Origin of the sequence: Streptomyces sp. NPDC002573 (genome assembly GCF_042889625.1) — a bacterium.
Classification (GTDB): domain Bacteria; phylum Actinomycetota; class Actinomycetes; order Streptomycetales; family Streptomycetaceae; genus Streptomyces; species Streptomyces gibsoniae.
This window is the reverse complement of sequence record NZ_JBIARC010000023.1, coordinates 1-26,925: the sequence shown is the minus strand read 5'-3', so window position 1 is coordinate 26,925 and position 26,925 is coordinate 1. Positions and strand designations below refer to the sequence as shown.

At 72.2% G+C, this 26,925-nt stretch carries 25 protein-coding genes; 10 read left to right on the top strand and 15 right to left on the bottom strand.

What is annotated here, in order from left to right; genetic code table 11:
- Positions 1 to 83: 83 nt before the first annotated feature.
- From ACFYX0_RS22105 to ACFYX0_RS22065, 9 genes are all read right to left on the bottom strand, one after another.
- Positions 84 to 1,367, bottom strand: coding sequence for a hypothetical protein (locus ACFYX0_RS22105; RefSeq protein WP_388972483.1), 1,284 nt, complete (start codon positions 1,365 to 1,367; stop codon positions 84 to 86).
- Positions 1,364 to 3,094 (bottom strand): DUF3492 domain-containing protein, encoded by a 1,731-nt coding sequence (locus ACFYX0_RS22100; protein ID WP_388972481.1) that lies wholly within the window; start codon positions 3,092 to 3,094, stop codon positions 1,364 to 1,366. The genes ACFYX0_RS22105 and ACFYX0_RS22100 overlap by 4 nt, the downstream gene beginning before the upstream one ends.
- A 234-nt stretch (positions 3,095 to 3,328) precedes the next feature.
- Positions 3,329 to 4,924, bottom strand: a complete 1,596-nt coding sequence (locus ACFYX0_RS22095; RefSeq protein WP_388972480.1) for a dipeptide ABC transporter ATP-binding protein — start codon at positions 4,922 to 4,924, stop codon at positions 3,329 to 3,331.
- The gene (locus tag ACFYX0_RS22090; protein WP_311693001.1) at positions 4,921 to 5,919 is read right to left on the bottom strand and encodes an ABC transporter permease; all 999 of its coding nucleotides are present in this window, start codon (positions 5,917 to 5,919) and stop codon (positions 4,921 to 4,923) included. Before ACFYX0_RS22090 ends, ACFYX0_RS22095 begins: the two co-directional genes overlap by 4 nt.
- Positions 5,916 to 6,986 (bottom strand): ABC transporter permease, encoded by a 1,071-nt coding sequence (locus tag ACFYX0_RS22085; protein WP_388972478.1) that lies wholly within the window; start codon positions 6,984 to 6,986, stop codon positions 5,916 to 5,918. The genes ACFYX0_RS22090 and ACFYX0_RS22085 overlap by 4 nt, the downstream gene beginning before the upstream one ends.
- Before the next feature lie 4 nt (positions 6,987 to 6,990).
- On the bottom strand, positions 6,991 to 8,709 hold the full coding sequence (locus tag ACFYX0_RS22080) for an ABC transporter substrate-binding protein (protein WP_388972476.1): 1,719 nt from the start codon (positions 8,707 to 8,709) through the stop codon (positions 6,991 to 6,993).
- 192 nt (positions 8,710 to 8,901) lie between these two features.
- Positions 8,902 to 8,994: an Ms4533A family Cys-rich leader peptide gene (locus ACFYX0_RS22075; protein ID WP_311693007.1), complete on the bottom strand. Its 93-nt coding sequence runs from the start codon at positions 8,992 to 8,994 to the stop codon at positions 8,902 to 8,904.
- A gap of 56 nt (positions 8,995 to 9,050) precedes the next feature.
- Complete coding sequence (locus ACFYX0_RS22070; protein ID WP_388972474.1) at positions 9,051 to 10,529, bottom strand: DUF3152 domain-containing protein; 1,479 nt, start codon at positions 10,527 to 10,529, stop codon at positions 9,051 to 9,053.
- Between the two features lie 8 nt (positions 10,530 to 10,537).
- Positions 10,538 to 11,572 carry an alpha/beta fold hydrolase gene (locus ACFYX0_RS22065; RefSeq protein ID WP_388972472.1) on the bottom strand — a complete coding sequence of 345 codons (1,035 nt, stop codon included), beginning with the start codon at positions 11,570 to 11,572 and terminating at the stop codon, positions 10,538 to 10,540.
- A 221-nt stretch (positions 11,573 to 11,793) separates the two neighbouring features.
- On the opposite strand from ACFYX0_RS22065, the gene ACFYX0_RS22060 reads away from it, so the two are divergent.
- The 4 genes from ACFYX0_RS22060 (at position 11,794) to ACFYX0_RS22045 (ending at position 13,804) form a co-directional block, all read left to right on the top strand.
- Positions 11,794 to 12,015 (top strand): hypothetical protein, encoded by a 222-nt coding sequence (locus tag ACFYX0_RS22060; RefSeq protein ID WP_311693011.1) that lies wholly within the window; start codon positions 11,794 to 11,796, stop codon positions 12,013 to 12,015.
- Positions 12,016 to 12,256: 241 nt separating this feature from the next.
- Entirely contained in the window at positions 12,257 to 12,901 is a 645-nt protein-coding gene (locus ACFYX0_RS22055; protein ID WP_311693014.1) for a TetR/AcrR family transcriptional regulator, read from the top strand.
- A 191-nt stretch (positions 12,902 to 13,092) separates the two neighbouring features.
- The gene (locus ACFYX0_RS22050) at positions 13,093 to 13,320 is read left to right on the top strand and encodes a DUF3107 domain-containing protein (RefSeq protein ID WP_234514282.1); all 228 of its coding nucleotides are present in this window, start codon (positions 13,093 to 13,095) and stop codon (positions 13,318 to 13,320) included.
- Between the two features lie 214 nt (positions 13,321 to 13,534).
- Positions 13,535 to 13,804 (top strand): hypothetical protein, encoded by a 270-nt coding sequence (locus ACFYX0_RS22045; protein ID WP_355918350.1) that lies wholly within the window; start codon positions 13,535 to 13,537, stop codon positions 13,802 to 13,804.
- Positions 13,805 to 13,990: 186 nt separating this feature from the next.
- On the opposite strand, the gene ACFYX0_RS22040 is transcribed toward ACFYX0_RS22045, so the two are convergent.
- Positions 13,991 to 14,728: a ferritin-like fold-containing protein gene (locus ACFYX0_RS22040; protein ID WP_388972470.1), complete on the bottom strand. Its 738-nt coding sequence runs from the start codon at positions 14,726 to 14,728 to the stop codon at positions 13,991 to 13,993.
- A gap of 474 nt (positions 14,729 to 15,202) precedes the next feature.
- Between ACFYX0_RS22040 and ACFYX0_RS22035 the strand changes: the two genes are divergently transcribed.
- Together ACFYX0_RS22035 and ACFYX0_RS22030 are read left to right on the top strand one after the other, a co-directional pair.
- The gene (locus ACFYX0_RS22035; RefSeq protein WP_388972468.1) at positions 15,203 to 17,554 is read left to right on the top strand and encodes a DEAD/DEAH box helicase; all 2,352 of its coding nucleotides are present in this window, start codon (positions 15,203 to 15,205) and stop codon (positions 17,552 to 17,554) included.
- Between the two features lie 135 nt (positions 17,555 to 17,689).
- Complete coding sequence (locus tag ACFYX0_RS22030) at positions 17,690 to 18,559, top strand: alpha/beta fold hydrolase (RefSeq protein ID WP_355918359.1); 870 nt, start codon at positions 17,690 to 17,692, stop codon at positions 18,557 to 18,559.
- Positions 18,560 to 18,634: 75 nt separating this feature from the next.
- Here the strand turns inward: ACFYX0_RS22030 and ACFYX0_RS22025 are convergent, their stop codons facing one another.
- Positions 18,635 to 19,531: an NYN domain-containing protein gene (locus ACFYX0_RS22025; protein ID WP_311693026.1), complete on the bottom strand. Its 897-nt coding sequence runs from the start codon at positions 19,529 to 19,531 to the stop codon at positions 18,635 to 18,637.
- 259 nt (positions 19,532 to 19,790) lie between these two features.
- On the opposite strand from ACFYX0_RS22025, the gene ACFYX0_RS22020 reads away from it, so the two are divergent.
- Positions 19,791 to 19,943: a hypothetical protein gene (locus tag ACFYX0_RS22020; protein ID WP_311693028.1), complete on the top strand. Its 153-nt coding sequence runs from the start codon at positions 19,791 to 19,793 to the stop codon at positions 19,941 to 19,943.
- Between the two features lie 97 nt (positions 19,944 to 20,040).
- Here ACFYX0_RS22020 and ACFYX0_RS22015 read toward each other — a convergent pair whose 3' ends face one another.
- The 3 genes from ACFYX0_RS22015 to ACFYX0_RS22005 form a co-directional block, all read right to left on the bottom strand.
- Positions 20,041 to 20,646: a MarC family protein gene (locus ACFYX0_RS22015; RefSeq protein WP_311693030.1), complete on the bottom strand. Its 606-nt coding sequence runs from the start codon at positions 20,644 to 20,646 to the stop codon at positions 20,041 to 20,043.
- Between the two features lie 149 nt (positions 20,647 to 20,795).
- The gene (locus ACFYX0_RS22010; protein ID WP_388972466.1) at positions 20,796 to 21,683 is read right to left on the bottom strand and encodes a PHP domain-containing protein; all 888 of its coding nucleotides are present in this window, start codon (positions 21,681 to 21,683) and stop codon (positions 20,796 to 20,798) included.
- Between the two features lie 115 nt (positions 21,684 to 21,798).
- Positions 21,799 to 22,440, bottom strand: coding sequence for a DUF6758 family protein (locus ACFYX0_RS22005; protein WP_311693034.1), 642 nt, complete (start codon positions 22,438 to 22,440; stop codon positions 21,799 to 21,801).
- Positions 22,441 to 22,647: 207 nt separating this feature from the next.
- On the opposite strand from ACFYX0_RS22005, the gene ACFYX0_RS22000 reads away from it, so the two are divergent.
- On the top strand, positions 22,648 to 23,913 hold the full coding sequence (locus tag ACFYX0_RS22000; RefSeq protein ID WP_388972464.1) for an MFS transporter: 1,266 nt from the start codon (positions 22,648 to 22,650) through the stop codon (positions 23,911 to 23,913).
- Between the two features lie 68 nt (positions 23,914 to 23,981).
- Here ACFYX0_RS22000 and ACFYX0_RS21995 read toward each other — a convergent pair whose 3' ends face one another.
- Entirely contained in the window at positions 23,982 to 24,578 is a 597-nt protein-coding gene (locus tag ACFYX0_RS21995; protein WP_311693038.1) for a suppressor of fused domain protein, read from the bottom strand.
- Between the two features lie 535 nt (positions 24,579 to 25,113).
- Between ACFYX0_RS21995 and ACFYX0_RS21990 the strand changes: the two genes are divergently transcribed.
- Both ACFYX0_RS21990 and ACFYX0_RS21985 read left to right on the top strand, forming a co-directional pair.
- Positions 25,114 to 26,229 carry a magnesium and cobalt transport protein CorA gene (locus ACFYX0_RS21990; RefSeq protein WP_355921904.1) on the top strand — a complete coding sequence of 372 codons (1,116 nt, stop codon included), beginning with the start codon at positions 25,114 to 25,116 and terminating at the stop codon, positions 26,227 to 26,229.
- Positions 26,230 to 26,277: 48 nt separating this feature from the next.
- Positions 26,278 to 26,808: a hypothetical protein gene (locus ACFYX0_RS21985; protein ID WP_388972462.1), complete on the top strand. Its 531-nt coding sequence runs from the start codon at positions 26,278 to 26,280 to the stop codon at positions 26,806 to 26,808.
- The last annotated feature ends 117 nt before the right edge of the window (positions 26,809 to 26,925 follow it).

Here is a 26,925-nt window from a genome sequence, read left to right as displayed (position 1 = left end):
GCGCGGTGGTGGCGGCTCATGACCTCGACGGTGGGGCGCCGGTGGGCCGGGGCTGAGGGCGGTGGGGGCGCCATGGGCCGGGTTCAGGGGGACCCGGGGGGCCGGGCGTGGGCGGACGCCCGGGTCAGGGTGCGGATCGCATGGACCAGCAGGGCGAGGGCGACCGGGGCGCAGGCCAGGGCCGGGACGGCGTCGGTGCCGAGGGCGTCGGTCACGGTGCGCACCGGCGTGGCCAGGACTCCGCAGCCGGGGAGTCGGCCGGCGAAGACCGTGGCGAGGGCGGTCGCCTCGACAGCGACCGCGGCGCCGAGGGCGGCGGCCTGGGCCCGGCCGAAGCCATGGGCGGTGAGCAGCCGGGCGAGCATCAGGAGCGCGCCCAGGGCGCCCGCTCCGGCGTAGGCGGGGGGCTCGTGAAGGACGGTCGCGCACCCGGCGAGCAGGGCCGTCAGTGCGCAGAGGAAGAGAGCGACGGTACCGAGCAGGAGCGGGGTGACCGACGACCTGAAGTCCTCCAGGCCCCGGCTGGCGGCGAGCCGGCGGCGGGCCCGCAGGGCGAGGAGGCGGGCGCACCAGGCGGCCGGTCCGACGGCCAGGACGAGGGCGACGACCGGGGCTGTGGCGGCGGGCACGGGACCGTCGGGGCCGCCGTCCTGGGCGGCGCGCAGCAGGCCGTCGCCGAGCAGGGCGTAGGCGAGGAGCCAGCAGGTCCACGCGCGCGTGGCGGCGCGTGGACGGTGGGCGGGGACGCGCAGGGGGCCGCGGGCGAGGGCCGCGCGGAGCCCGAACGCGACGGCGAGGACGCCGAGTGCGCAGGCGGCGAGGCGGATCCTGCCGTCGGTGAGCCGGAGCCCGATGACGGTGGCCGTGGCCAGGGCGCCGGGGAGCAGCGCCAGTACGGCCCACGCGCGGGGCTCGCGGGAGGCGTCGGCCGGGGCGGTCGGCGGGGCGGGGCGGTCGCCGTCGCGGGGTACGCGCGCGTACATCTCCTCGGCGAGCGAGAACAGGTCCCGGTGGTGGAAGCGGGCGGCGGCCCGGTCGGTGAGGCCGTGGGCCTCCAGACCGGCCACGATCTCCAGCGGGTCCACGGCCCGTTCGCACAGGTCGCGGTGGCGGTGCAGCAGGGCCTTGACGGGGTCGACGGCCCCGCGGCGGGCGGGGGGCATGCGCGCCGGGTCCGCGTCCCCGGCGAACGGAGGGCCGGTGGTGCCGGCCGCCTGCGGAGCGGGTTCCCGGGAGGCCTGATGCCCGGGGGCGGGGTCGGTGTGCGGGGGCGGCCGCTCCTGATCCGCGAGGGCCTCCCAGGACCCGGCGTCCCAAGGCCCGTCCGGGGCGCCGGGGCGGTGGTCCAGTTCTCCTACGTCGCTCATCGGGCCCCCTCCGCCGCCGGGACGGGTTTCTGCAGGCCGGTGGCGCGCACCGGCGCCGTGCCCTCGCCCGGCGCCCACGCCCAGCGCGGCCTGCCGCGCGGCAGTCGCGGGGCGGTCCAGTGGCCGGGCAGATGGGCCTCCGCCGGGACGGCGAAGGGCAGCGGTTCACCGTCGGCGTCGACGAGGACCCGCCGGACGGGCGAGTGCGAGACGACCTCCAGGTACAGGTCGTGGAACGCCATGACGTTCTGCTCCACGGTGAACAGTTCGAGCGCGCGGGCGCGGGCGGCCGCGCCGAGGCGCTCACGGCGCTCGGGGTCGCGCAGCAGCGCCAGGCACGCCTCCGCGAGCGCCCGGGGGTTGCGCGGCGGGACGACGAGGCCCGTCCCGCCGATGGCCTCCACCACGGCGCCCACATCCGTGGACACCGTCGCCCGGCCGCAGAACATGGCCTCCACCAGGCTGATCGGAAAGCCTTCGACGACGCTCGACAGGACGACGACCGCCCCCGCCGCGTAGGCATCCGCGAGCCCGGGCAGCTCCGGGCCGCCGATGTCCTCGAAGGACACCGGGTTGTCACCGATGTCGTGCACGCCGTCGGCCTCGTCGGGGAAGAGCTGCGCGGCCAGCGCCCGGCAGTGCCCCAGGTAGGCGGTGCCCTCGGCGCCCGCCGGGGCCCCGACGATCCGCAGCCGGGCCCTCGGCTCCTCCTTGCGGATCTCGGCGAAGGCGTGGAGCAGGGAGATCAGGTCCTTCGCCGGTTCGACACGGCCGACCCAGACCAGCGTGCGGGGGTCCGCGTGGTCGGCCGCCTCGCCCACCTCCGTGAAGCGGGCCGCCTCCATGCCGGGGTAGACGGTGCGCAGCTTGGCCTTGTCGGCGCCGCACCGTTCCTGCCAGCGGCGGGCGTGGGTGTTGCCGGGGGTGATGCACGCGGCCCGGCGGTAGACCTCGGCGGCCAGCAGGCGGTGGAAGGAGGCGTGCAGGGCGCGCACCGCGGGGGGTGTCTCGGGCGAGGTCCCCAGGTAGTGCGCCCGGAGGTGCACGCCGTACTCGGTGACGAGCAGCGGGATTCCGGCGAAGTGCCGGGCGAGCAGTCCGGGCAGGGCCGCGGTGCCGCCGGCCGTGGCGTGGCAGAGGTCGGCCGAGCCGAGCACGTCGTCCTCGTACCAGTCGAGGGAGAGGGGGCGCAGGGCGCGTTCGAGATGTGCGGCCGTCTGGAGCAGTTCGGGGACGCGCGCCCCGCGCGCCGCCCGTAGTGCGCGCGGGCCGCGGCAGGCCTGTTCCAGGGCGCGCACGGCGGCCTCGGAGCGCAGGGCGCCGGTCAGTCCGCCCTCGTCGCGGGCGAGTTCGGCGAGCGTGTACAGGGCGCTGCCGAAACGGTCCGCCTCGGGGGCGGACGCTGCCGGGGTGACCTGCGGTGCTCCTGGTTCCGGTGCGGTGCAGAGGGCGGCGGCCAGTTCGGCGTACGCCTCGGCGTACCGGCGTCGCGTCCGGCGCCCGTGAGCGGCCCGGTCGTCCCGCGCGGTCCACAGGGGGGCCGTCCGCACCCGGCCGACGTTCGGCGGCAGCGGGAGCCGGCCCTCAGCCTCCTGCCGCTCGGTTCGGCTGAGCGCGTAGATGTCGAACTCGTGTTGCCCGAGTCCGCGTACGAGGCGGTCGCACCAGAGCCTGGCGTCACCGCTCACATACGGATAGCCACCCTCCGTAAGCAGTCCGATGCGCACGAGTGCACCCCCGATCTCCCGTATGAGGAGCCACCGTTGTGCCGGCGGCTCCCAGCGGGACGAACGTAAGCGGACAAGGCGGTGGCGCGACGGACGGTTGTCCATCGCGCCACCAAAAGGGGTGAACGGTCGTAACTTTCGCGTGCGGGCGGCGTTCACTCGTGTCAAGGAATCGCTCGGGCGTGCTGCTCCGTGCGACGGCCGGCCCGGGGCCGGGCCGCCGCACGACGGGACTCACACCGTCGCGAGCACCTTCCGGGCGGCGCGCCGCTCGGCCGCGACCGCGGGGTCGAGCGCCGGTACTGCCGCCAGCAGCTGCCGGGTGTACGGGTCGCTGGGTGCGTCGTAGACCTCGTCGGCGGGCCCGTACTCGACGATCCGCCCGCGCCGCATCACCGCGACCCGGTCGCTGACCTGGCGCACGACGGCGAGGTCGTGGGCCACGAAGACGAGCGCGAGCCCGAGTTCGCGTTGCAGCTCGCCCAGCAGGGCCACGACCTGCGCCTGGGTGGTGACGTCGAGCGCCGAGACCGGCTCGTCGCAGACGATGACGCGCGGGTCGGCGGCGAGGGCCCGCGCGATGCCCACGCGCTGGCGCTGTCCACCGCTGAACTCGTGCGGATAGCGGTCGTAGTGCGTCTCGTCGAGGCCCACCCGGCGCAGCAGTTCGCGTACGCGCCCCCGGATGCACAGCTCGTCCTTCTCCCCGCGCGCCCGCAGCGGGTCGGCGATCGACTCGCCCACGCTGCGCCGGGGGTTCAGGGAGGAGACGGGGTCCTGGAAGACCATCTGGACGGACGGGTCCACCCCGGCGCGCACCGCGCCCCCGTGGCGGACCACGCCGGCCGTGGGCTCCAGCAGCCCGACCAGTATGCGGCCCAGGGTGGTCTTCCCGCTGCCGCTCTCCCCGACGATGCCGAGGGTCTCGCCGCGCCGCACCGTGAGCGACACGTCGTCCACGGCGGCGAACCGCCCTCTGCCGCGGCCGAATTCGCGCCGCAGCCCCGACGCCTCTATGACGACCTCGTCGGAGGCGGCGCCCCCGCGCACGCGGGGCGCGTCCACGCGCGGCACCGCGCCCAGCAGCTCCCGTGTGTACTCCTCGCGGGGCTCCCCCAGCACGCCGGCGACCGGGCCGTGTTCGACACTCCTGCCGTGGCGCATCACGAGCACCTCGTCGACGCTCTCGGCGGCGACACCCACGTCGTGGGTGACCAGCAGCAGCCCCATCCCGGTCTCCTGCCGCAGGGTGTGCAGCAGGTCGAGGATCTGGGCCTGGACGGTCACGTCCAGCGCGGTGGTCGGCTCGTCGGCGATGAGCAGCTCGGGCTCGCACGCGAGCGCCATGGCGATCAGGGCGCGCTGGCGCATACCGCCGCTGAACTCGTGCGGGCGTGAGCGCGAGCGCCGTACCGCGTCCGGGATGCCGACCCGGTCCAGCACCTCGACGGCACGCGCGCGTGCGGCGCGCCGGGAGGCACGGGTGTGCACCCGGTACACCTCGGCGATCTGGTCGCCGATCGCGTAGTACGGGTCCAGGGAGGACAGCGGGTCCTGGAACACCATGGCGGCCTTCCCGCCGCGCAGCCCGCGCAGGTCGTTCTCGGACGCCTGCTGTACGTCGGTGCCGGCGACCTCGATCGAGCCGCCGACCCGCGCGCCCGTGCCGCGGTGCAGACCGAGCAGGGCCGAGGCGACCGTGGACTTGCCGGAGCCGGACTCGCCGACCAGGGCGAGCGCGGCGCCCGCCTCCAGACTGAAGGAGAGCCCGTCCACGGCGCGCAGGTCGCCGAACTGGACGGTCAGATCAGTGACTCGGACGAGACTCACGTCAGTACCACCCGTCGGTCGGCCACCGCGTACAGCACGTCCGCGACGGCGTTGGCTAGGACCACGAAGAAGCCGATGACCAGGACCATGCCGACGACGACGGGCAGGTCGACCACGGTGACGGCGTGGACGAGTTCCTGGCCGATGCCGGGGAGGCCGAAAAGGGTCTCGATGAGGACCGCGCCGCCCACGGAACCGCCGAGGTCGTTGGCGTTCAGGGCGATGATCGGCGCCAGTGCGCCGCGCAGCGCGTGCCGGCCGACGATCGACCGCTCGCCGACGCCGTAGGCACGGAAGGTCCGGATGTGGTCCTCGGCGAGCGTCTCCAGCATCGACGCCCGGGTCAGCCGGGCGAAGTAGGCCGCCTCGGCGAGCGCGAGGGTGAGCCACGGCAGCAGGAGGTTCCAGGCCCACTGCTCGGGATCGTCCGAGAAGGAGACGTACTCCGGGAAAGGCAGCAGTTCCAGTTGCCCGCAGACCACGATGATCAGGACGAGACCGATGACGAAGACCGGCGTGGACATGCCCGCCAGGGTGAGTCCGGTCAGGGCGCGCTCGCTGAACCGGCCGCGCCGCCAGGCGGAGAGGATGCCGGTGCCGACGCCCAGCAGCAGCCAGAGCACCATGGCGCCGATCACCAGCGACAGGCTGACGGGCAGCTTGGTCAGGATGATCTGGGTGACCTGCTGGTCGGTCTGGTACGAGAGTCCGAGGCAGGGAGCCGAGCAGTGCTCGACGGACGTGCCGGTGGAGTAGTCCTGACCGGCGACGATGCCCTCCAGGAAGTGCCAGTACCGCACGTACAGCGGGTCGTCGAGCCGAAGCTGCTGAGCGACCTGGTGCACCTGTTCCGGCGAGCAGCGCGGGCCGCAGGTGATCTGGGCGACGTTGCCGGGAGTGGCGTAGAAGACGACGTAGACGATCACCGAGATGGCGAGCAGGGTGATCACCACGCCCACCGTCCGGCGCAGCGCGAATCCGGCGAAGCCGCTCATGACCGCGCCTCCTGCACGCCGCCCGGGTTCTGCGCGCCCGGCGCATACGCGTCCGGCTTCGCCGCACCCGGCGTCTGCGCGCCCGGCTTCGCCTCCCGCTTGCGGCCCGTGCCGACGCGCAGCCGGGAGGCCGCGCGCGGGTCGAGGGCTGTGCGGACGCCGTCGCCGAGGACGGTGAGCGCGAGCACGGTCACGAACAGGGCGCCCGCCGGCAGCAGCAGGTACTGCGGGGCCGCCTGGTACCAGACGTTGGCGGAGGTGAGCATCTGTCCCCAGGACGGGGTCGGAGGCTTCACGCCGACGCCGAGGAAGGACAGCGAGGCCTCGATGGCGATGTTGTTCGGCACCATGAGCGCGGCGTAGGTGATGACGGGCGCGGCGAGGCCGGGCAGCAGTTCCCGGCGGGCGATCCGCAAGGTGCTCCAGCCGCTGAGCCGCGCGGCGGCCACGTAGTCGAGGTTCTTGAGGGAGAGCGTCGCGGCGCGGGCGATCTTGCCGATGGTGCCCCAGGCGACGAAGCCGATGATGAGCGAGACCAGCACGGGCCTCGGGAAGCTTCCCGGCACGACGGCCAGCAGCGCCAGGGCCATGATGATCAACGGCATGGCGACGATGATCTCGGTGATCCGGCTGAGCAGCTGATCGACCCAACGGTTCCCGAGCGCAGCCGTGACGCCCACGACGACACCGAGGACGACCTGCACGGTGGTCGCCGCCAGCGCGACCCCCAGGGAGACCCGCGCGCCGTACACCAGCCGTGCGAACAGGTCCCGCCCGGTCTGCGGTTCGACGCCGAGCCAGTGTTCGCCGCCGATGCCGCCCAGCGAGCCGATGGGCACGCCGCCGCGTGCCGAGTCCACCAGGGCCGGGTGGTAGGTGGTCGGGTCCTGGCCCTCGATCGCGGTGAGCAGCGGTGCGGCGAGTGCGACCAGGACGAGCAGCGCGACGACCCCCGCCGCGACCATGGCGGCCCGCTGCGCACGCAGCCGTCGCCAGAACTGACGAGCCCCCGAAGCCCCCGAGGCGGGCGCCTCGGGGGCCTGGGTGGCGACAAGTGCCTCGCTCACGGCGTCACTTCACCGCGACCTGGGAGATGTCCAGGACACCGGTCCAGTCGCTGATCACGACGTTCTTGATGTCCTTGCCGACCAGGCGCTTGTAGACCGGGTGGAACAGCGGCACGGTCAGTGCCTGCGCGCCGATCTTCTTGTCCAGCGCGCCCCACCGCTCGGCGGCGGCGTTGAGGTCGGTCAGCTTGTTGATCGCGTCGATCTCCTCGTTGACCGACTTGTCGTCGAGCTGGGCGGTGTTGAAGTTCGCGCCGTCCTTGACGATCTGGCGGCCGTCGAAGATCGGGGCGAGGAAAGGGCCGCCGGAGGGCCAGTCGGCACCCCACGTGGTCAGGAAGAAGCCCGGCTCGGTCTGCACGCCGTGGACCGTGTCGGAGTAGTTGTTGTCCTCCAGGCCCTGGAGCCTGACCGTGATGCCGGCCTTCTTGAGGGCGTCCTGGATCGCGGTCGCGATCTCGGGGCTGGTCTTGAAGTTCTGGGCGTTGTCGTGGGTCAGGGTGACCGTGAGCCCGTTCGGGTAGCCCGCCTCCTTCAGCAGCTCCTTGGCCTTGGCCGCGTTGCCGGTCGCGCCCGCCGGGAAGAGGTCGTACGGCGTGTAGCCGAAGGACTTCTGGTCGGGCAGGAAGGTGGTCGCGGGATCGGCGAGCGCGCTGCCGCCCGCCGCGTTGATCACGGACGACCGGTCGATGGCGTACGAGATCGCCTGCCGCACCTTGACGTTGTCGAACGGCTTGACCTTCGGGTTGAACGCTATGTAGTTCGTGTAGCCGAAGTGCCCGGTGCCGACGCGCGCGGCGAGTTCCTTCTCGCCCGTCACCTTGGCGAGCTCGGCCGGGCCGAGGTTGGTGTCCGTGGTGACCGCGGCCGAGTCCGCCCCCTGGGACGCCGACAGCCGCTGGTTGATCACCGACGAGTCGAGCCCCGACTTCACGTCGATCTTGTCCGGGTAGGCCTTGCGCTGGTCGTCGACGGCCGACGACCAGTAGGTGTTGCGCTCCAGCACCAGGTGCTCACCGTCGTTCTCGTTCGTCACGACCTTGTAGGGGCCGGACGAGATCGGGTGCTCCTCGTACTTGGTGCCGGTGTCCTTGGCCTTCGGCACCGGCGTGAACTGCGTCTGCGTCGCCAGGTACGGGAACTCGCCCTCGGGCTTGTTCAGGTGGAAGACGATGGTGCGACTGTCCGGGGTCTCGATGGCGTCGAGACCCTTCTTGTCCTTGTAGGGGCCCTGGTAGTCGGCCGCGCCGACCAGCCAGTCCCGCAGGTAGGGCGCGCCGCCGGACAGCTCGGGGGCGAAGGAGCGCTCGATGCCGTACTTGATGTCGGCCGAGGTGATCGGGGTGCCGTCCTCGTATTTGAGGCCGGCCTTCAGGGTGTACGTCCACACGGTCGCGTTCTTGCTGGGGCGCCCGGTGTCGGTGGCCAGGTCGGGGACGACCTTGGCGCCGGCCGGGCCGTTCGCGCGGTTGCGGGTGGTGAGCGTGCGGAAGACCAGCGAGGGCACGTTGCCGCCGCCGGAGGTGTACAGGCGGGCCGGGTCGAAGTCCGTCTGGGGGTCGGAGTTCAGGACCGTGAGGGTGCCGCCCTTGTGCGGGGTGGAGTCGCCACCGGCGCCCTTGCCATCGTTGTCCTTCGGCCCGCAGGCGACGGCGCCCGCTGCCACCAGAAGGCCTACGGATGCCGCTGCCACGCGGCGCGCTATGACGGACGATTGACGCATCGGAATGACGACCTCTCGAGGGGTGTCTCGCCATGCGAGACGGATTGACGAGGAGTGAGACGGGGCGAGGCAGACGTCGGCCCCGGCGTCAGGTCGTCGAGAACCGTTCAGTCGCGCGGACAGACAGTCCGCGGCACTTCACGGGCATTCACAGAAGGGTGAGAACGCGACGCTCACGCCGGAGGCGAGGCGTCAGCGACAGAGGATGTCGGCAACACACAGCGGGGTCACGCCGATGAGCGCCAGCTCGATGGCGGCGCGAACGGGGGCGTGACGGTGCGACATGCGAAGAAATATGAACGAACTTTTCCGGCGTGTCAATGTGACGAAAGCGGCTTCTGTCAACTCCTGGGAAACGGCCAGGGGTTGGGCAGACAGTGGATTCCGTCATGGTCCAGGAACTTGGTCTGCTGCTGCATGACCGGGGCCGGCTCGCCGTCCTTGTTGCAGGTCACATGGCCGTAGCCGAGACGATGGCCGACCTCGTGGTTGATCAGCATCTGACGGTAGGCGTGAATGTTCCTGTCACCGTACGTGGTCGAGCCCTCCGCCCAGCGGTAGGCATTGATCATCACGCGCTCGGTGGAGGCCGAGTCGCAGGAGACGTTGTCCTCCGTCGTGTCCAGGCCGGACTTCGCGCACCAGGTGGCGGTGGTGCCCGGGCTGGCGAGCGTGATCACGAAGTCGGGCTTGCCGGAGGAGATGCGCGCGAAGGTGCGGGCGCCGTGGTGGGCCCAGCTGCGGTCGTCGTTGAGGGTCTTCTGGACGGCCTCGGCGAAGAGCCGGCCGTCGAGACCGAGCCCCTTCTCCACATCCACACGGTAGGTGTACTTGCGTCCCGTGCCGGGTGCCGCGTCCGAGCCGAGGACCGCGGAGAAGGTGTCCGGGCCCTTCAGCTTGGCGCTGAGCGGGTAGGTGCGGTCCATGGCCTGCTCGTACGTCAGCGGTGTCGCGGCGGCCGGGGCGGACGGGCTCGGGGTGCCATCGCCGTCGAGGCCGGAGCCGTGGGTGTCCCGGGCCTGGCCGGTGGCGGACGACTGCGCGGCGGTGCCGCCCCGCCCGCCCACGAACTGACCGGCGACGACGACGGCGAGCGCGGTGACGACGGCGGCCGCGGCGATACCGGCGAACGTACGCCCCTTGCGGGATCCGCCACGAGGGGTGTCGTCCACCGGTTCCGCGCCGTTCCCGGTCGTCGAGGGGTCGGCGGTGCGGGCCTCCTTCGCCCCGGGAGCGCGGTCACCGGTGAGCGGCGTCCGGGCGTCGGCGCCCTTGCGGCGGGGCGCGAAGACGTCGTCGTCCCGGTCGGGGGCGTCCTGGTCGAAGGCGTCGAGGTACTCCTGACGGGGGCCGGGCCCTGTCCGCTGGCGCGGGACCCGGGGCGCGGGGCGCTTGCCGGGCGCTGCCTGGGGCCCCGTCCCGCCACCCAGCTCGCCCCAGCCGCCCCCGGCTTCACGCTGCTGCGGATGACCGCCGCGGACGGTGCGGGTGCCCTGCGCGGGCGTGCCGTCGGCAGGGAAGCGGGGCATGCCGTGGGCCGGGGTGCCGTCCGCGAGCCGCGGGACACCGCGCGCGGGGGTCCCGTCGGCGGCGGGACGCACGCCGCGCGGCGAGGCCGGGCCCGCGGGCACCCGGCCGTGTGCCATCGCGTCCCGGGGCGCGGGCCTGGCGCCCGGGGGTGTGCGGCCGGCCGTCGTCGGTGTCGTGTCGGTGATGCCGGGGACCGACGGAGTCGACGGGGCCGGCGCCGGTATGCCGGGGACCGCTCCCGTGTCCGTGTTCCTCTTGTCGCCCCGCCCCTTGCGGCTGTGCCGTCCCACGCGGCGCCTCAGCTCCCCGTCCCGGCACCGCCGGACTCGAATCCGCTCTGTACCGCGCCACTGTCGCCGACGCCCGCGCCCTCGGGCAACTCGCCCGCGTCCGCGAGGAGTTCGCGGAAGGACCTGGCCACCAGGTCCGGGTATTCCATCATGGCCACGTGTCCCGCCTCCGGCAGGGTCAGCAGCCGGGAGTCACGGAAGGCGCGCGCCGCGCGCTGGGCCATGCGGAACGCCACGAGCTGGTCCCGGCCGCCGTAGACCAGCAGGGTCGGTGCGAGGACCCGCTCCGCCTGGCGCCACAGTCCGTGCTGCCCGCCCAGCGTGTACGCGTTCACGATGCCGCGCGCCGAGCGGGCCATGGCGTCCCAGAAGTACGGCAGCCGCAGCCGCCGTTCCATCTCCTCGACCGCGTGGCGGAAGCCCTCCGGGGTGACACGCCCGGGGTCGCCGTAACACAGCGCCGTGACCCCGAGGACGCGCTGCTCGGCCGTCCAGCCCTTGGTGTACCGGGTGAACAGGGCGGCGACCCCGGGGAGCGCCAGCAGCCCCGTGGGCACCGCGCCGCGCTGCACGAAGATCTCCGGGAGCGCGGGCGAGACCAGGGTGAGCGTACGGACGAGATCGGGTCGGACGGCCGCCACGCGCGTGGCGACGGCGCCGCCCAGCGAGTTGCCGAACAGGTGCACGGGCCCGCGTTCGGCCGCGTCGAGGTAACGGATGACCGCGCGCGCGTGCCCGGTGACGGAGTAGTCGCCGTCGTCCGGCGGCGGGGAGTCGCCGAAGCCGGGCAGATCGAGGGCCTCGCCGTCGACGAGCCCGTCCAGCAGCGCCATCAGGGCCGACCAGTTCTGGGAGGAACCGCCGAGTCCGTGGACGTACAGCGCGGGCGCCAGACCCTCGCGCCGGGGCGGTCTCGACCGCACCGTCAGGGTGATTCCGGGCAGTCCCACAGACCTGAGCCGCTCGCCCTCCTCGACCCGGACAGGCGCCACCTTCGGGAGTACATTGGCGGCCGAAACGGACGGCAACTCGGTCCAAGACATGCGGCAATGTTACGAGACGATCACACGGCGGCTCCTGTGTTCGCGGTCACAGACGAAACGGCCCGGCGGACCGGCCGCCGCACCACGCCGGACGGCCCCGAAGACCCCCTTCACCACACATAGCATCCGAATCGGGTGTCTCCTAGGCTCATAACAGGGCACCCGCATGTGGACCCTGCCTCTTCAGGAACCGTCCAGGAGTTCTGGGAAGGGAGCCCGCCATGGCCGTAGACCCCACCGATCCCGAGACGTTCGAGGACGACGAGACCGTCGCCGACGAACTCGACGTGGAGGCCCCCGAGAACGACGCCGCCGCCCAGCACCAGGAGCTCGCCCCGGAGAGAGACGAGCAGCTGACCGAGGAGGAGATCCTGCGCGCCAACGAGGCGGACCTCGTGGAACAGAAGCGTGTCGTCTCCATCGACGAGGACGACTATCGCTGAGCACCGGTGGAACGCATGATCGATATGGGTATCGGTGAGGCAGGAAGACGATCACCTGGAACCGGACAAGCCGGTACGGGTGCGGCGATCCGTCCGGCCCGCCCCCGTTCGGGGCGCTCCGGACGGGTTTCATCGACGTCCGGTCCATGAAATTCTGCGCTCGCACCGCGCACAGCACGGTTACCGAAAAGTACGATGGCGGCGCGGCGCACACCGCATGTGGACGATTTTGGGAGGCGGCGTGACAGCCATCGAGCAGACAGAGGCGGCGCGCCCGCGGGGCACTCGCCTGCCGCGCCGTGCCCGACGCAACCAGCTGCTGGGTGCCGCGCAGGAAGTCTTCGTGGCGCAGGGCTACCACGCGGCCGCGATGGACGACATCGCGGAGCGCGCGGGCGTCAGCAAGCCGGTGCTCTACCAGCACTTCCCGGGCAAGCTCGACCTCTATCTGGCCCTGCTGGACCAGCACTGCGAGGCCCTGCTGCACGCCGTGCGGACCGCACTCGCGTCGACGTCGGACAACAAGCAGCGGGTCCGGGCCACCATGGACGCCTACTTCGCGTACGTGGAGGACGACGGAGGGGCGTTCCGGCTGGTCTTCGAGTCGGACCTGACGAACGAGCCCGCCGTGCGCGAGCGCGTCGACAAGGTCACGATCGAGTGCGCGGAGGCGATCTGCGACGTCATCGCCGAGGACACCGGGCTGTCGCGGGCCGAGTCGATGCTGCTGGCCTCCGGGCTCGGCGGCCTCGCCCAGGTCGTGGCGCGTTCCTGGCTGCACAGCGACCGCAGCGTGCCGCGCGACCAGGCGGTGCAGCTGCTGACGTCCCTGGCCTGGCGGGGCATCGCGGGCTTCCCGCTGCACGGCAACGAGCAGCACCACTGAGCAGGACCTCGCAGCACCGCTGAACCGGACCGTGCGGAGCCACCCGGGTGGGGCCGCACGGTCGTTTGTTCCCGTCGCCTGTTCGCTCCTGGCGTTCCGGGGCAGAGCGTGTACGTCCCCTCACCGGGCTAATGTGTGCTGGTACGGCGCGGACGGCCGCGCACATCACTGACCGTCGGAGGGACAAAGCCGTGGAGGTCAAGATCGGCGTGCAGCACGCGCCCCGCGAGATCGTTCTGGAGAGCGGTCAGACCGCCGAGGAGGTGGAGCACGTCGTGGCCGAGGCGCTGTCCGGCAAGTCGGCTCTGCTGAGCCTGGTCGACGAGCACGGCCGCAAGCTCCTGGTCCCGGCCGACCGTCTCGCGTACGTGGAGATCGGCGAGCCGGCCCCCCGCAAGGTGGGCTTCGGCACGCTGTAGATCCGAACGGAGCAGTGAAGGGGCCCGGTGGCACAAGCCGCCGGGCCCCTTCCTCGTCCTTGCCTCCCAGGGTCCGACGGCCCCCGCGCGCGTATGCGACTCGCACAGATGGAGCACATCCCGCACACAGCGGATGATTGTCTTCAGTGCGCCAGGGGTAGGACCGGCTACGACCGATTTGCCCTGGCAGCAGCCGTGCGGGAGGGAATCACTCATGCTCTTGGAAGCGCTCGGCTCCGCCGTCCTCGGGCTCGCCCTGGCCTGGGTCGCAGCACAGCGGCTGCCCCACCGGCTGCCGGCCCGCGCCCTTGTGCTGTCGACGGGTGTGGCGGGTGCCCTCTTCGGCGCCTTCGTCACCCACAGCGCGCTGGGCGCCGTGGGCCTCCTGGTGATCCTCCTGGGCGCCCTGGTCGTCGCGGCGGCCTCCCTGTCACTGCTGCTGCGACCGGCGGAACGGTTTCGGCGCCGGTCCGCCACGGCCTGAGAACGGACCGCCCGGGACCGGGCACCCGGGACACCGGCGGCCACGCCGGCCCCGGCTCAGGATCCGGCCCAGACTCCACCCTCGGCTCCGCCTCCGGCGACACGCTCGGGCGGTCCGGTGATCGGTGATCGTCACCGTGACCGCCCCATGTGCGTCCGCGCCGGGCGCGCCCGGGGCGGGCAGCCGTCAGGCCGCCAGGCCCAGGGCCGCCATCCGCTTGGTGTGCGCCTCGGTGATCCGCGAGAACATCCGGCCGACCTCGGCGAGGTCGAAACCGTCCGCGACACCGCCGACCAGCATCATCGACAGGGCGTCCCGCTCCGCGACCACGCGCTGGGACTGCGACAGGGCCTCGCCCATGAGCCGCCGCGCCCACAGCGCGAGCCGGCCGCCCACCCTCGGGTCGGCGTCGATCGCGGCGCGCACCTTCTCGACGGCGAAGCTCGCGTGTCCGGTGTCGTCCAGCACGGCGAGCACGAGCGCGCGCGTGTCGACGTCGAGCCGGGCCGCGACCTCGCGGTAGAAGTCGCTGGCGATCGAGTCGCCCACGTACGCCTTGACGAGCCCCTCCAGCCAGTCGGAGGGCGCCGTCTGCTTGTGGAAGCTGTCGTACGCCGCGACGAACGGCTCCATCGCCTCGGTGGGCCCGACGCCGATCCCGGTCAGCCGGTCACGGATCTGCTCGAAGTGGTGGAACTCGGCGGACGCCATCTTGGCCAGCTCCGCCTTGTCCGCGAGCGTGGGCGCGAGTTTCGCGTCCTCCGCGAGCCGCTCGAACGCCGCCAGCTCCCCGTACGCCAGGGCGCCGAGCAGGTCCACGACCGCGGCGCGGTAGTGGGGGTCGACAGAGGCGGTCGCCCAGTCCTGGGCGGCGACTCCGGTGGGTTCGGCGGATACCTCTGCGGCGTTGTCAGGCGTCGTCATGAAGCGCACAATAGCCCGCTCACCGCCGCTCGGAAGGCCCTGGTCAATCAGTGTGACGACGACTACGTGACCGAATCGGCCATCGCGTGTGCGGGATTCCGGGGTATGGTGGTAATGCGCCTGCTGAGTACGTTGACGTATCTCGACGGGCCGCATGTATGAGGATGCCCGGTCGGTGGCCCGATCGGCTCCGACCCGACAGCTCTCCTCGCCCGTACGACAGCGTGCGTACGGCATCCGGAGGGACCCTCAGCGGTACGAGCGCTGGAGCGTCGGCGTGGTCCCCTGCCACAGGCCCGTCCCCCCAAGCGGCCGACGTCATCCGGCACGGTCACGACCCCCGCGCTCGCCTCGCACCGCACACACAGAAGAGGCAGCACCCTGACTACGACTTTTCGAGAACTCGGAATCCTTCCCGAGACGGCCGAGGCCCTGGAAGCCGTCGGCATCATCCATCCCTTCCCCATCCAGGAGATGACGCTTCCCGTAGCCCTCTCGGGCACGGACGTCATCGGCCAGGCGAAGACCGGCACCGGCAAGACGCTCGGCTTCGGCCTCCCCCTCCTGGAGCGCGTGACCGTCCCCGTGGACGTCGAGGCGGGCCGCGCGAGGCCCGAGGCCCTCACCGACGCCCCCCAGGCGCTCGTCGTCGTCCCCACCCGTGAGCTGTGCACGCAGGTCACCAACGACCTGCTCACCGCGGGCAAGGCGCGCAATGTGCGGGTCACGGCGATCTACGGCGGCCGGGCGTACGAGCCCCAGGTCGAGGCCCTGAAGCAGGGCGTCGACGTGGTCGTCGGCACCCCGGGCCGATTGCTGGACCTGGCCGGCCAGAAGAAGCTGAACCTGAAGCACGTCAAGTGCCTGGTGCTCGACGAGGCCGACGAGATGCTCGACCTGGGCTTCCTGCCCGACGTCGAGAAGATCATCGACATGCTGCCGGCCAAGCGCCAGACCATGCTGTTCTCGGCCACCATGCCGGGCGCGGTCATCGGTCTCGCCCGCCGCTACATGTCCCAGCCGACGCACATCCGTGCCACGGCGCCGGACGACGAGGGCGCCACCGTCGCGAACATCGCGCAGTTCGTCTACCGCGCGCACTCCATGGACAAGCCGGAGATGATCGCGCGCATACTGCAGGCCGACGGCCGCGGGCTGGCGATGATCTTCTGCCGTACGAAGCGGACGGCGGCCGACATCGCCGAGCAGCTCCAGCGGCGCGGTTTCGCGTCCGGCGCGGTCCACGGCGACCTGGGCCAGGGCGCGCGCGAGCAGGCGCTGCGGGCGTTCCGCAACGGCAAGGTGGACGTGCTCGTCTGCACCGACGTGGCCGCGCGCGGCATCGACGTCGAGGGCGTCACGCACGTCGTCAACTACCAGTCCCCCGAAGACGAGAAGACCTATCTGCACCGCATCGGCCGTACGGGCCGCGCGGGCGCGTCGGGTACGGCGATCACGTTCGTCGACTGGGACGACATCCCGCGCTGGCAGCTGATCAACAAGGCGCTGGAGCTGAAGTTCCACGACCCCGTGGAGACGTACTCCACCTCCCCGCACTTCTTCACCGACCTCGGCATCCCCGAGGGCACGAAGGGCGTGCTGCCGCGCTCGGAGCGCACGCGCGCCGGGCTCGCGGCGGAGGAGCTGGAGGACCTCGGCGAGACGGGCGGCCGTGGGCCGCGCGGCCGCCGCGCCTCGGCCCCCGCGCCCGCACCCGCGGAGCGCGAGCGTCCGGCGCGTACGCCGCGCCGTCGCCGTCGTACGCGGGGCGGAGCGCCGCTGGACCCGTCGGCCGCCACGGGCGCGCCGGAGGTCACGAGCACGCCGGACGACACGGCCGAGGCCGTGGAGCCGCGCACCCCGCGCCGCCGTCGCCGCACGCGCGGCGGAGTGACGCCGGAGCAGACCGTCGCGGTGACGGAGACTGTGGAGCCGGCGGTCGTGCCGGAGGCGGCCGAGGCCGTGGTGGACACCGCCGAGCCGGTGAAGCCGCGCCGCCGCCGCACCCGCAAGGCCGCGGAGACGGCTCCGGCCGCCCCCGCCGAGGCCACGGAGACCGCTCCCGCAGCCGCGGAGGCCGCTGTGGACACCGCGGAGGCCGCGGAGGCCACGCCGCGCCGCCGCCGCACCCGCAAGGCCGCGGAGACGGCTCCGGCCGCCCCCGCCGAGGCCACGGAGACCGCTCCCGCAGCCGCGGAGGCCGCTGTGGACACCGCGGAGGCCGCGGAGGCCACGCCGCGCCGCCGCACCCGCAAGGCCGCCGAGGCCGCGCCCGAGACGGTCGCCGTGGACACCGCGGAGGCCGCGGAGGCCAAGCCGCGCCGCCGCACCCGCAAGGCCGCCGAGGCCGTTATCGACACGGTCGAGGGCGAGGCTCCGGCCAAGTCGCGCCGTACGCGCAAGGCCGCCGAGGCCGTCGTCGAGGCCGCGGAGGCCGCGGAGGCCGCGGAGGCCAAGCCCCGCCGCCGCACCCGCAAGACCGCGGAAGCGGCTCCCGCCGAGGCCGTCGTCGAGGCCGCGGAGGCCGCGGAGGCCAAGCCCCGCCGCCGCACCCGCAAGACCGCGGAAGCGGCTCCCGCCGAGGCTGCGGACACCGCGGAGGCCGCGGAGGCCAAGCCGCGCCGCCGCGCCCGCAAGGCCGTCGAGACCGTCGAGGCCGAGGCCGCGATCCCCGCGCAGGCGGCCGAGGAGGCCGAGGCCAAGCCGCGCCGCCGGACCCGCAAGGCGGCGGCAGCCGTGGAGGCGGAGATCCCGGCGCAGGCGGACGACGCGGAGGCCAAGCCGCGCCGCCGTACGCGCAAGGCCGCCCAGTCCGCCGAGGGCTGAGACAGCCCGACAGCTGAGACGCCGATGGCCCGTCCCCACGCCGGGGGCGGGCCATCGGCGTGCTCACCGCCTGTACATCCGGACGCCTCCCGCCCCCGCCTCCGCCCTCCCCCGACCGCCCGGTAACCTCCCCCCATGAGCCGTCCCCCCAGCTTTGTCCCGCCCCCCGGTGTCCGGGCCCACCGGCTCGCCACGGAGCGCGGCGAGTTCGCCGTGCTCATGGCGGACGCGGCGACCTCGCGGGTGAAGGGGACCGCCCTGTTGCTCCCCGGATTCACCGGGAGCAAGGAGGACTTCATCGTCGTACAGCCGCTGCTCGCGGCGGCCGGGTATCGGACGGTCGCCGTCGACGGGCGGGGTCAGTACGAGTCCCCGGGGCCCCGGGACGACGAGGCGCCGTACGCACAGAGCGAGCTGGCCCGGGACGTGCTCGCGCAGGCGCACGCCCTCGGTGCGCCGGTGCATCTCCTCGGACACTCCCTCGGCGGTCAGATCGCCAGGGCCGCAGTCCTCCTGGACGCCTCCCCGTTCGTCTCGCTCACCCTCATGGCCTCCGGCCCCGCCGAGATCTCCGTCCCTCAGCAGCTGCGGGTGAAGCAACTGCGGGAGGCCCTCACCCTCCTGGACATGGCCCAGGTCTGGGACGCCATCCAGGCCATGGACCCCCCTGGGGAGGCCGACTCCTCCGACATCGACGAGGGACTCGCCGACGGGGAGGACCTGCGCCGCCGCTGGCTCGGCAACAGTCCCGCCCAGCTTCTGGCGACGGGCCGGCAGCTGTGCGAGGAACCCGACCGTGTGGCCGAGCTGGCCGCCGCCGGCCTGCCCGTGCACGTCCTGTCCGGCGACCGCGACGACACCTGGCCGATCCCTCTGTTGGACGACATGGCGGCCCGGCTGGGCGCCCTTCGCACGGTGGTGCCGCACGCGGAGCACTCCCCCAACACGGACCGGCCCGAACCGACGGCCGAGGCCCTCGCGGCCTTCTGGGACCGGCACGCATAACGGCGGGTTCGCGCCCGCAGACAGCCGGCGCCGGGCCGCCGGTTCGCGCCCCCGGACGCCCCCCGGGGCCCTAGGTCAGTACTGCCCCTGCAAGTACTCCCAGAAGCCGTCCCGCAGCGAGCGCCGCAGGTCCGACTGGCCGCGCAGGGAGTACTGAAGCAGGCCCTCCGCCTCCACCAGCAGGTCCTGGTCGACGGAGCCGGGCAGATACGGGTGGCCGGGCAGCAGGTCCGCCAGCGACTCCCGGCCCCGGGCCGCGAGCCACTTCGTGGCGATCTGCGCGCCCACGAAGCGGACGTCGTCACGCGTGGGACGGGCCGCGGAGGACGCCTCGTAGGCCGCGGCCGTCCGCCGGGTCACGTACGGCTTGAAGAACTCGAGTTCGAGGGTGCGCTGGCTGTCGACCTCCCACAGCAGCGGCTCCGCCTGGTTGCGGCCCTCGGGGGCCTCGATCCCCCACAGGTGCACCCGCGCCCCGTAGCCCTGCGCCGCCTCGACCGCCGACACCAGGTCCTCGTCGCCCCCGATGAGCGCCGCGTCGCTGATGGCCCGGTGCCGGGCCAGTGACTCCAGGTCGGTCCGGATCAGGGAGTCGACGCCCTTCTGCTGGTTGTTGGCGTTGAGGTTGCCGAGGCGCACCTTGACATCGGGGAGCTCGGCGATGGACTGCTGCTCCGCCGTGTGGATGCGGCGTCGCGCGCCGTCGTACCAGTACACGCGCAGCAACCGGCTGTCCGCGAAGATCGTGCGGGCCTTGTCGATGAGGGCCTCGATCAGCCCTTCGGCATCGAGGTCGAAGGCCCGGCGGTCCTCGGTCCCGGCGACGAGCCGTCCCGCCGCCGCGTACAGATAGCCGGCGTCGACGAAGATCGCATGGGTCGAGGGCGTCTTCGCCACCTCGGCGAGCATGCGCTGGAGCAACTCGTTGGTGCGGTCGATACGGGCGCCGAGCGCCGCCAGGTCGTCGTTCATATGCCTCCATTGTCCTGGCGGTCACGCTGCGGACACAACCGATCCCGATCGGTGCCCCATGAACTCACGTTCACCACCGCGACCTGCGTCTTTCCACCGACCTACCGGTCGGTAATTAGGGACACGAAAAATTTCCTTAGCGTAGGGAATGTTTGTAACAAGCATCCCGTTGACTACAGAGGAAGCGGGCAACGACGCCCCGCGCCCCGTACGCCAGTAGTTCTCCTCAGGAGGATGACCAGACGAAGGGAGAAGCCCTATGCGCTTCGAAATCATGCGACTCGACGACGTCGACGGCACGCCCGTGGACACCACCGTCGTGGACGCCGCCTCCGTCAAGCAGATCGTTCAGCAGGCCGCCGCCATCGGGCAGCGACTCTGGATCCGCCCGGCCGACCCGACCGCCTCATAAGCAGCACGCTTCACGAGCATCACCACGGTCAGACTTCGAAGCCCCGTACGGAACCTCCGTACGGGGCTTCGCGCGTTCCCGGGTCCCGCCCGGTCGCTCAGCTCGCGCGGACGACCTGGGTGATCCCGTTGATGATCTGCTGCACGGCGATCGCGGAGAGCATCATGCCCGCGAGCCGGGTCACCAGGACCACACCGCCGTCCTTGATCACCCGGATGATCAGCAACGAGTAGCGCATCACCAGCCACAGCACGACATGGATCGCCAGGATCGCCGTCCACACGGACACCTGGGAGCCCACGCTGTCGGCCTTCTGGACCGCCAGGATCACCGAGACGATAGCGCCCGGACCGGCGAGCAGCGGCATGCCGAGCGGCACGAGGGCGACATTGACGTCCTTGGTCTGCTTGGGCTCGTCCGTCTTGCCGGTGAGCAGATCGAGGGCGATGAGCAGGAGGAGCAGTCCGCCCGCGATCATCAGCGCGGGGACGGAGACATGGAGGTAGTTCAGGATCTGATGGCCGAGCACGCCGAAGACGGCGATGACACCGCCGGCCACGCAGACGGCCTGGAACGCCATCCGCCGCTGCACCTTGGCCGGACGGCCGGCGGTGAGCGCGAGGAAGATCGGGGTGATCCCGGGGGGATCCATGATCACGAAGAGGGTGAGGAAGAGGGAACCGAAGACGGCGACGTCGAACATGGGGGCCTTGCACAGAGATACGGAGCGGACGCGTGGCGGACGGGCCACGGCCGCTGGGGGCGGTCACCGCGCGGGCGCGGCAGGGCGGGGGCACGGCGGCGGACGGCCGGGTGCCTCCGGGACAGAGGGGTGGAGGGAACCGCGGAGGGCTACAGCGGACTGCGGCAGGGCTGGACGCCACGGCGTCCGCCGGTCCCCGGCACCGGGAACGCCCCGGTGGCCCGGCGGGTGATCTCCCCGTACACCTCGGGATCGGTGGTGTACTCGCCGAGGACACAGGTCTTGCGGCTGCCGTGGTAGTCGGAGGAGCCCGTGGTGAGGAGTCCCAGCTCCTGCGCGAGGCCGCGCAGCCGCGCCCGGGTCGCCGGGTCGTGGTCCATGTGGTCGACCTCGATGCCGTCGAGACCGGCGGCGGCGAGATCGGCGATGGCGGACTCCGGCACGGTCCGGCCCCGCTTCGAGGCGGCCGGATGCGCGAAGACGGTGACCCCGCCCGCGGCCTTGACCAGCCGGATCGCCTCGAAGGGATCCGTCTCGTGCTTCTCGACGTACGCACGTCCGCCGTCGGCCAGCCACTCGGGCGTGAAGGCGTCCGAGACGCTGTCCACGACACCCAGTTCGACCAGCGCGGAGGCGAGATGCGGGCGTCCGACCGAGCCGTCGCCGGCGATCCTGGCCACCTGCTCCCAGGTGATCGGCACGCCCAGCTCCCGGAGCTTGGCGATCATGGCGTGGGCCCGCGGGACGCGGTCGTCCCGGACCAGTTCGCGCTCGGCGAGCAGGCGGGGCTCCTTGGGGTCGAAGAGGTACGCCAGCATGTGCATGCTGATGCCGTTCCACCGGCAGGAGAGTTCGGCTCCGGTGACGAGGGTCAGGCCCTCGGGCAGCGCCTCGATCGCCTCGGCGTGGCCGCGGGTGGTGTCGTGGTCGGTGAGCGCGATGACGTCCAGCCCCTCGGCGGCGGCGCGCAGCACCAGCTCGGCCGGGGTGTCCGTGCCGTCGGACGCGGTGGAGTGGGTGTGCAGATCGATGCGCACGACACGGACTCCAGGCGATGACGGGACGGAAGGGGACGCTCAAGGATAACGGGATTTTCTGCGTCCCCGTCACACCCGCAACCAGTCGGCGCCCCCTACGGACAGCACCCGGTCGTCACGGTTCGAGCAGGCGCGGCGACAGCGCCCCGATCGGGAGCAGGTCCACCTCGGCCCCCGCGTCGCGCAGATCGGTCAGCACCAGTTCGTCGTACATCAGCATGCCCGTCTGCTCGGGCCAGACGACCGCCCACAGCCACAGCCCGCGCGCCTCGCCCGCGAAGACCGCCCGGTCGTCGGGGGTGCCCGTGACATGCCACAGCGGGGTGGGGCGTCCGGCGGCCAGCACCTTGGCCTGGGGCGGCTTCTCGACGTTCAGATAGGGGCCGGGGTCCGGGCCGTCGACACCCGCGTAGCGCGCGCCGAGACCCACACCCAATTCCTCGGCGACGAGGATCAGCTCGCCCACGCCGCCGAGCGGCCCGGGACCCGAGCACGCCACGGCGGTGGCACGGCCGCCGCTGCGGTCGTCACCGGCGTAGCCCACGCCCGTGAACAGCCAGCCCACCGGCAGCGGCCACGGCATCCACACCGGCACGCGGGCGCGGTGCACCACGACGCTGAGGGCCTCGACGCTGGGCGGGATCACGGGCTGCAGCGGATGCACGTGCCCGTGCACATCGCACTGCCAGGAATCGGCGAAGAGTCCGGGAGCCCTGACCCGGCCACCACACTTCGGGCAACTGGGTTCGCCCCTCATAGGGCCCCACGGTCCTCCCCGTCCCGCGCCGCGTCAAGGACGATCACCCGTCCGGCGTGTGCCCGCACGTCGCCCTTCACCGGCCCGAAGTAGGTGTGGGTTGCATTTATTAGCCACTCTAACTTAATATGTGTATATGCCAACTACTAGCCCGACCGTTGGGCCGACCCCGAGCCGACCAGCGGGCCGAGGACTGCGAGGAGACTCATGAGCAGCAGTACAGGGGTGGCCGCCGCCACGGAGGACGGGGCGGATCCGTTCGACGCGGGGGCCGGCGGCATCCTGCGCCAGCCGAAGGCCGTATGGGCGACCGCGGGCGCGTCCGTCGTCGCCTTCATGGGCATCGGACTCGTCGACCCGATCCTGCCGTCCATCGCCAAGGGCCTCCAGGCGACGCCCAGCCAGGTCTCCCTGCTCTTCACCTCGTACTTCCTGATCACCGCCGTCGCGATGCTGGTCACCGGCTTCGTCTCCAGCCGGATCGGCGGCCGCAGGACACTGCTGCTCGGGCTCGCCTTCGTGGTGGTCTTCGCGGGCCTCGCGGGCACCTCGCACTCGGTGGCCCAGCTCGTCGGCTACCGGGCCGGCTGGGGCCTCGGCAACGCGCTGTTCGTCTCCACGGCCCTCGCCGTCATCGTCGGGGCGGCGGCAGGCGGCAGCGCCGCGGCGATCCTGCTGTACGAGTCGGCCCTCGGCCTCGGCATGGCCTGCGGCCCCCTGCTGGGCGCCCTGCTCGGCAACAGCAGCTGGCGCTACCCGTTCTTCGGCACGGCCACCCTGATGGCAATCGGCTTCCTGTGCATCACGGCGTTCCTGAAGGAGCAGCCCAAGCCCGCGCGGAAGACCTCACTGCTCGACCCGGTCAAGGCGCTCGGCCACGGCGGTCTCGCCTCCGTGGCGGTCTCCGCGTTCTTCTACAACTACACGTTCTTCACCGTGCTGGCCTTCACGCCGTTCGTGCTGAACATGACGCCGTACAAGTCGGGTGCCGTGTTCTTCGGCTGGGGCCTGCTGCTCGCTGTCTTCTCGGTGATCGTGGCGCCGCGCGTGCAGGAGCGCTTCGGCTCGCTGAAGGTGCTCGGCGGCTCCCTGGTGCTGCTGGCGGCCGACGTCGCCGTGCTCGGCTACGGCGACCACACCACCGCCGTCGTCTGCACCGTCCTGTCCGGCGCCTTCATCGGCGTGAACAACACCGTCTACACCGAGCTGGCCCTCGGGGTCTCGGACGCTCCGCGCCCGGTGGCCAGCGCCGGCTACAACTTCGTGCGGTGGTTCGCCGCCGCGGCCGCCCCCTACCTCGCGCCGAAGATCGAGGAGTGGAGCGACATCCACCTGCCGTTCGTGGTGGCGGCGGCCACCGCCCTGGTGGGCGGGCTCGTGGTCCTCGTACGGCGCAACGCGCTCACGCACGAGGCGGAGGAGCTGGAGCCGCGCCACGCCGCGCAGGACAGCGTCAGCGTCTTCGCCGGCTGACCGACCGACCCGGCCGACCCAACTGACAGTTTCCGGCCACCGGTTGGGTGAGCTTGCTCACTGCGGGGTCAGTCCAGCGGGACGGACCTGCGGGACGGATCCCGCAGGTCCGTCCCGTTCGTCAGCCAGCGCTCCTGAAGGGCCTGGGCACCGTGCACCCGCTTCCAGGCTGCCTCGTTCGGGGTCATCGGCAGCAGCGGCAGGAACCGTACGGGGTCGAGGGGCGCATCCAGCTCCAGGTCCTCGACCAGACCGCCGGGCTCGGCGACCAGGACGGAGCTGAACGGGGCGCCCGGCCACAGCGGTTCACCGACGTCCAGCGAGGCGCCGGGGGCCACCACCACGCCCTCGACCTGCGGGGACGCGGCCAGTACGGCGAGCGGGCGGAGCACCTTGTCGGTGTCGGCGAGGCCGCCCCGGACGGAGAGCACCAGCTCGACCCGGGGGCCCTTGACGGGGTCCGCGAGCATCGCGGTGGGGTCCGTCATCGGCTGGGCGGACATGCCGAGGGTGGCGTAGCGCAGGACGGCGCCCTCCCTGGAGTCGTCCCGGAAACGCAGTACCTCGATGCGGTCCGTGCCGAGGAAGGTGACCGCCGCGCGGGCGTCCGGCTCGCCGAGCGCGGTGCGCAACCGTGCCTCGACCAGAGGAAGAACATCAACCATGCCGCGAGCATAGAACTCGTCAGTACCAGGCAAAGCGGCACCTTGACACTTCGGTCAGCTGATACTCTAGGCCGGTGGTCGGGCAGCCTGCAGAAGCGGTGCGATCGAGTCCCGACACCGTGAGACTCCCCTAAGGGGAGATGGATCGTCCCCCACCAGGGACCGGCCGGAGGAGGTGGGGCTGGCATGGATCGAAGTCGACCGTGCAGTACCACCCGCTCTTCCGACCGCTGATGTAGCTGCTCTGGCCGGCTGCCACCTCTCACTTGCGCGTCAAGTTTTCGTGCGGCTCCCCGGGGGACCCGCCCGGAATCCCGTCGCGCACCGCGGAAGAGCACTTCGTTTCGTTTCACCTGATCTGTCTGATCTGAACCTGCAGCGAAGCCCACGACCGCGACGGTGCGGTGCTCCCCGCTTTGCGGACGTGCCAAACCTCTCCTGCCGAAATGGCGGAGACGAATCGTCAGGACGTCCCCATTCCGGGCAGTTCCACCCGTCGCCGGGGCCTTCGTCGCTCGTCGCGAAGGAGCCTGCCATGTCCATGATCCGTGACCTGCGCGCCGCGGTCCGCCCGACCCGACCCGCACTGCGCAAGGAGACCGGCGCGTACGACACCACGCGGGACCCCGCGACGCCCTCCGCCGTCGTCGACTGCGCCGTCTACCGCGACGGGGTCCGGATCGACACGGCGAAGCCGCTGACCCCGCACGAGGCGATGCGGCTGGTGCGGCGCGACGGCGGCTTCGTGTGGATCGGGCTGCACGAGCCGACCGACGCGGAATTCGCCGGTATCGCAAGCGAGTTCGGGCTGCACCCGCTGGCCGTGGAGGACGCGGTGCAGGCGCACCAGCGCCCCAAGCTGGAGCGCTACGACGACTCCCTCTTCACCGTCTTCAAGACCATCCACTACGTCGAGCACGACCGGCTGACCGCCACCAGCGAGGTCGTCGAGACCGGTGAGGTCATGTGCTTCACCGGGCGGGAGTTCTTCATCACCGTCCGGCACGGCGGACAGGGCTCGCTGCGGCAGCTGCGGCGCCGGCTGCAGGACGATCCCGAGCTGCTCGCCAAGGGCCCGTCGGCCGTGCTGCACGCGATCGCCGACCATGTCGTCGACGGATACATCGCGGTGGCGGACGCGGTGCAGGTGGACATCGACGACGTGGAGACGGAGGTGTTCTCGGCCGGCCGCAAGGGAGCCCCCCGGGGCACCGACGCAAGCCGGATCTACCAGCTCAAGCGTGAGGTGCTGGAGTTCAAGCGGGCCGTGGCTCCGCTGCTGCGGCCCATGCAACTGCTGAGCGAGCGGCCGATGCGGCTGATCGACCCCGACATCCAGAAGTACTTCCGAGATGTCGCCGATCACCTCGCCCGGGTGCAGGAGCAGGTCCTCGGCTTCGACGAGCTGCTGAACTCGATCCTCCAGGCCAACCTGGCGCAGGCGTCCGTCGCACAGAACGAGGACATGCGCAAGATCACGGCGTGGGCCGCGATCATCGCCGTACCGACGATGGTCTGCGGTGTGTACGGCATGAACTTCAAGTACATGCCCGAGCTGCACTGGAAGTACGGGTACCCCGTGATCATGGGCATCACGGTGGCCATCTGTGTCGGCATCCACCGCACGCTGAAGCGGAACGGCTGGCTGTGAGGCCCTGACGGGCGCGGCGCCCACCAAAGGCGGCACTAGGCTGAGCGCATGACAAGCGAGCTGCTCGAGAGGGCCCTCGTCGAGGAGGCCACCAAGAAGTCCGGGCTGATCTGGGTCGAGGCCGTGCCGCACACCGGCGCGCACCCCCAGGTCGCGCCCGCGCGTGCGCTGTGGCATGTATGGCACGAGGGCGCGGCGTGCGTGGTGGGCGACGGCCCCGGCGAGCAGCCGCTGGCCGGCCTGACCCACGGGGGCGAGGCGGTCGTCACGGTCCGCAGCAAGGACAAGGGCGGCCGGATCGTCACCTGGCCCGCGCGCGTGGTGGAGCTGCCCCCGGGATCGCCGGAGTGGGAGGCCGCGGTCGCCGAGCTGAAGGGCAAGCGGCTGAACGCCCCCGACGGCGAGGACATGCCCGAGCGCTGGCGCCGTGAGTGCCGGGTGCTGCGCCTGGAGCCGCGGGGCGCGACGCTCCCGCTGCCGTCCGACTCCCAGGCCGCTCCCCCGCCGCCGAGCCCGGCGGTGACCCGTCGTCCGATCCCGGCGGCCCTGCCGCGCCTGCTGCGCCGCAAGCGCCGCTGACCGGCCGTCGGCCGCGCAGCGCCTAGAAGAGTCATGAAGATCTTGCTGAGGGGCTGCCCGGCCGTGGGCCGGGTGGCCCCTCGGTCTATGCGGTGGCTGGGTTGATCGTCCATGTGC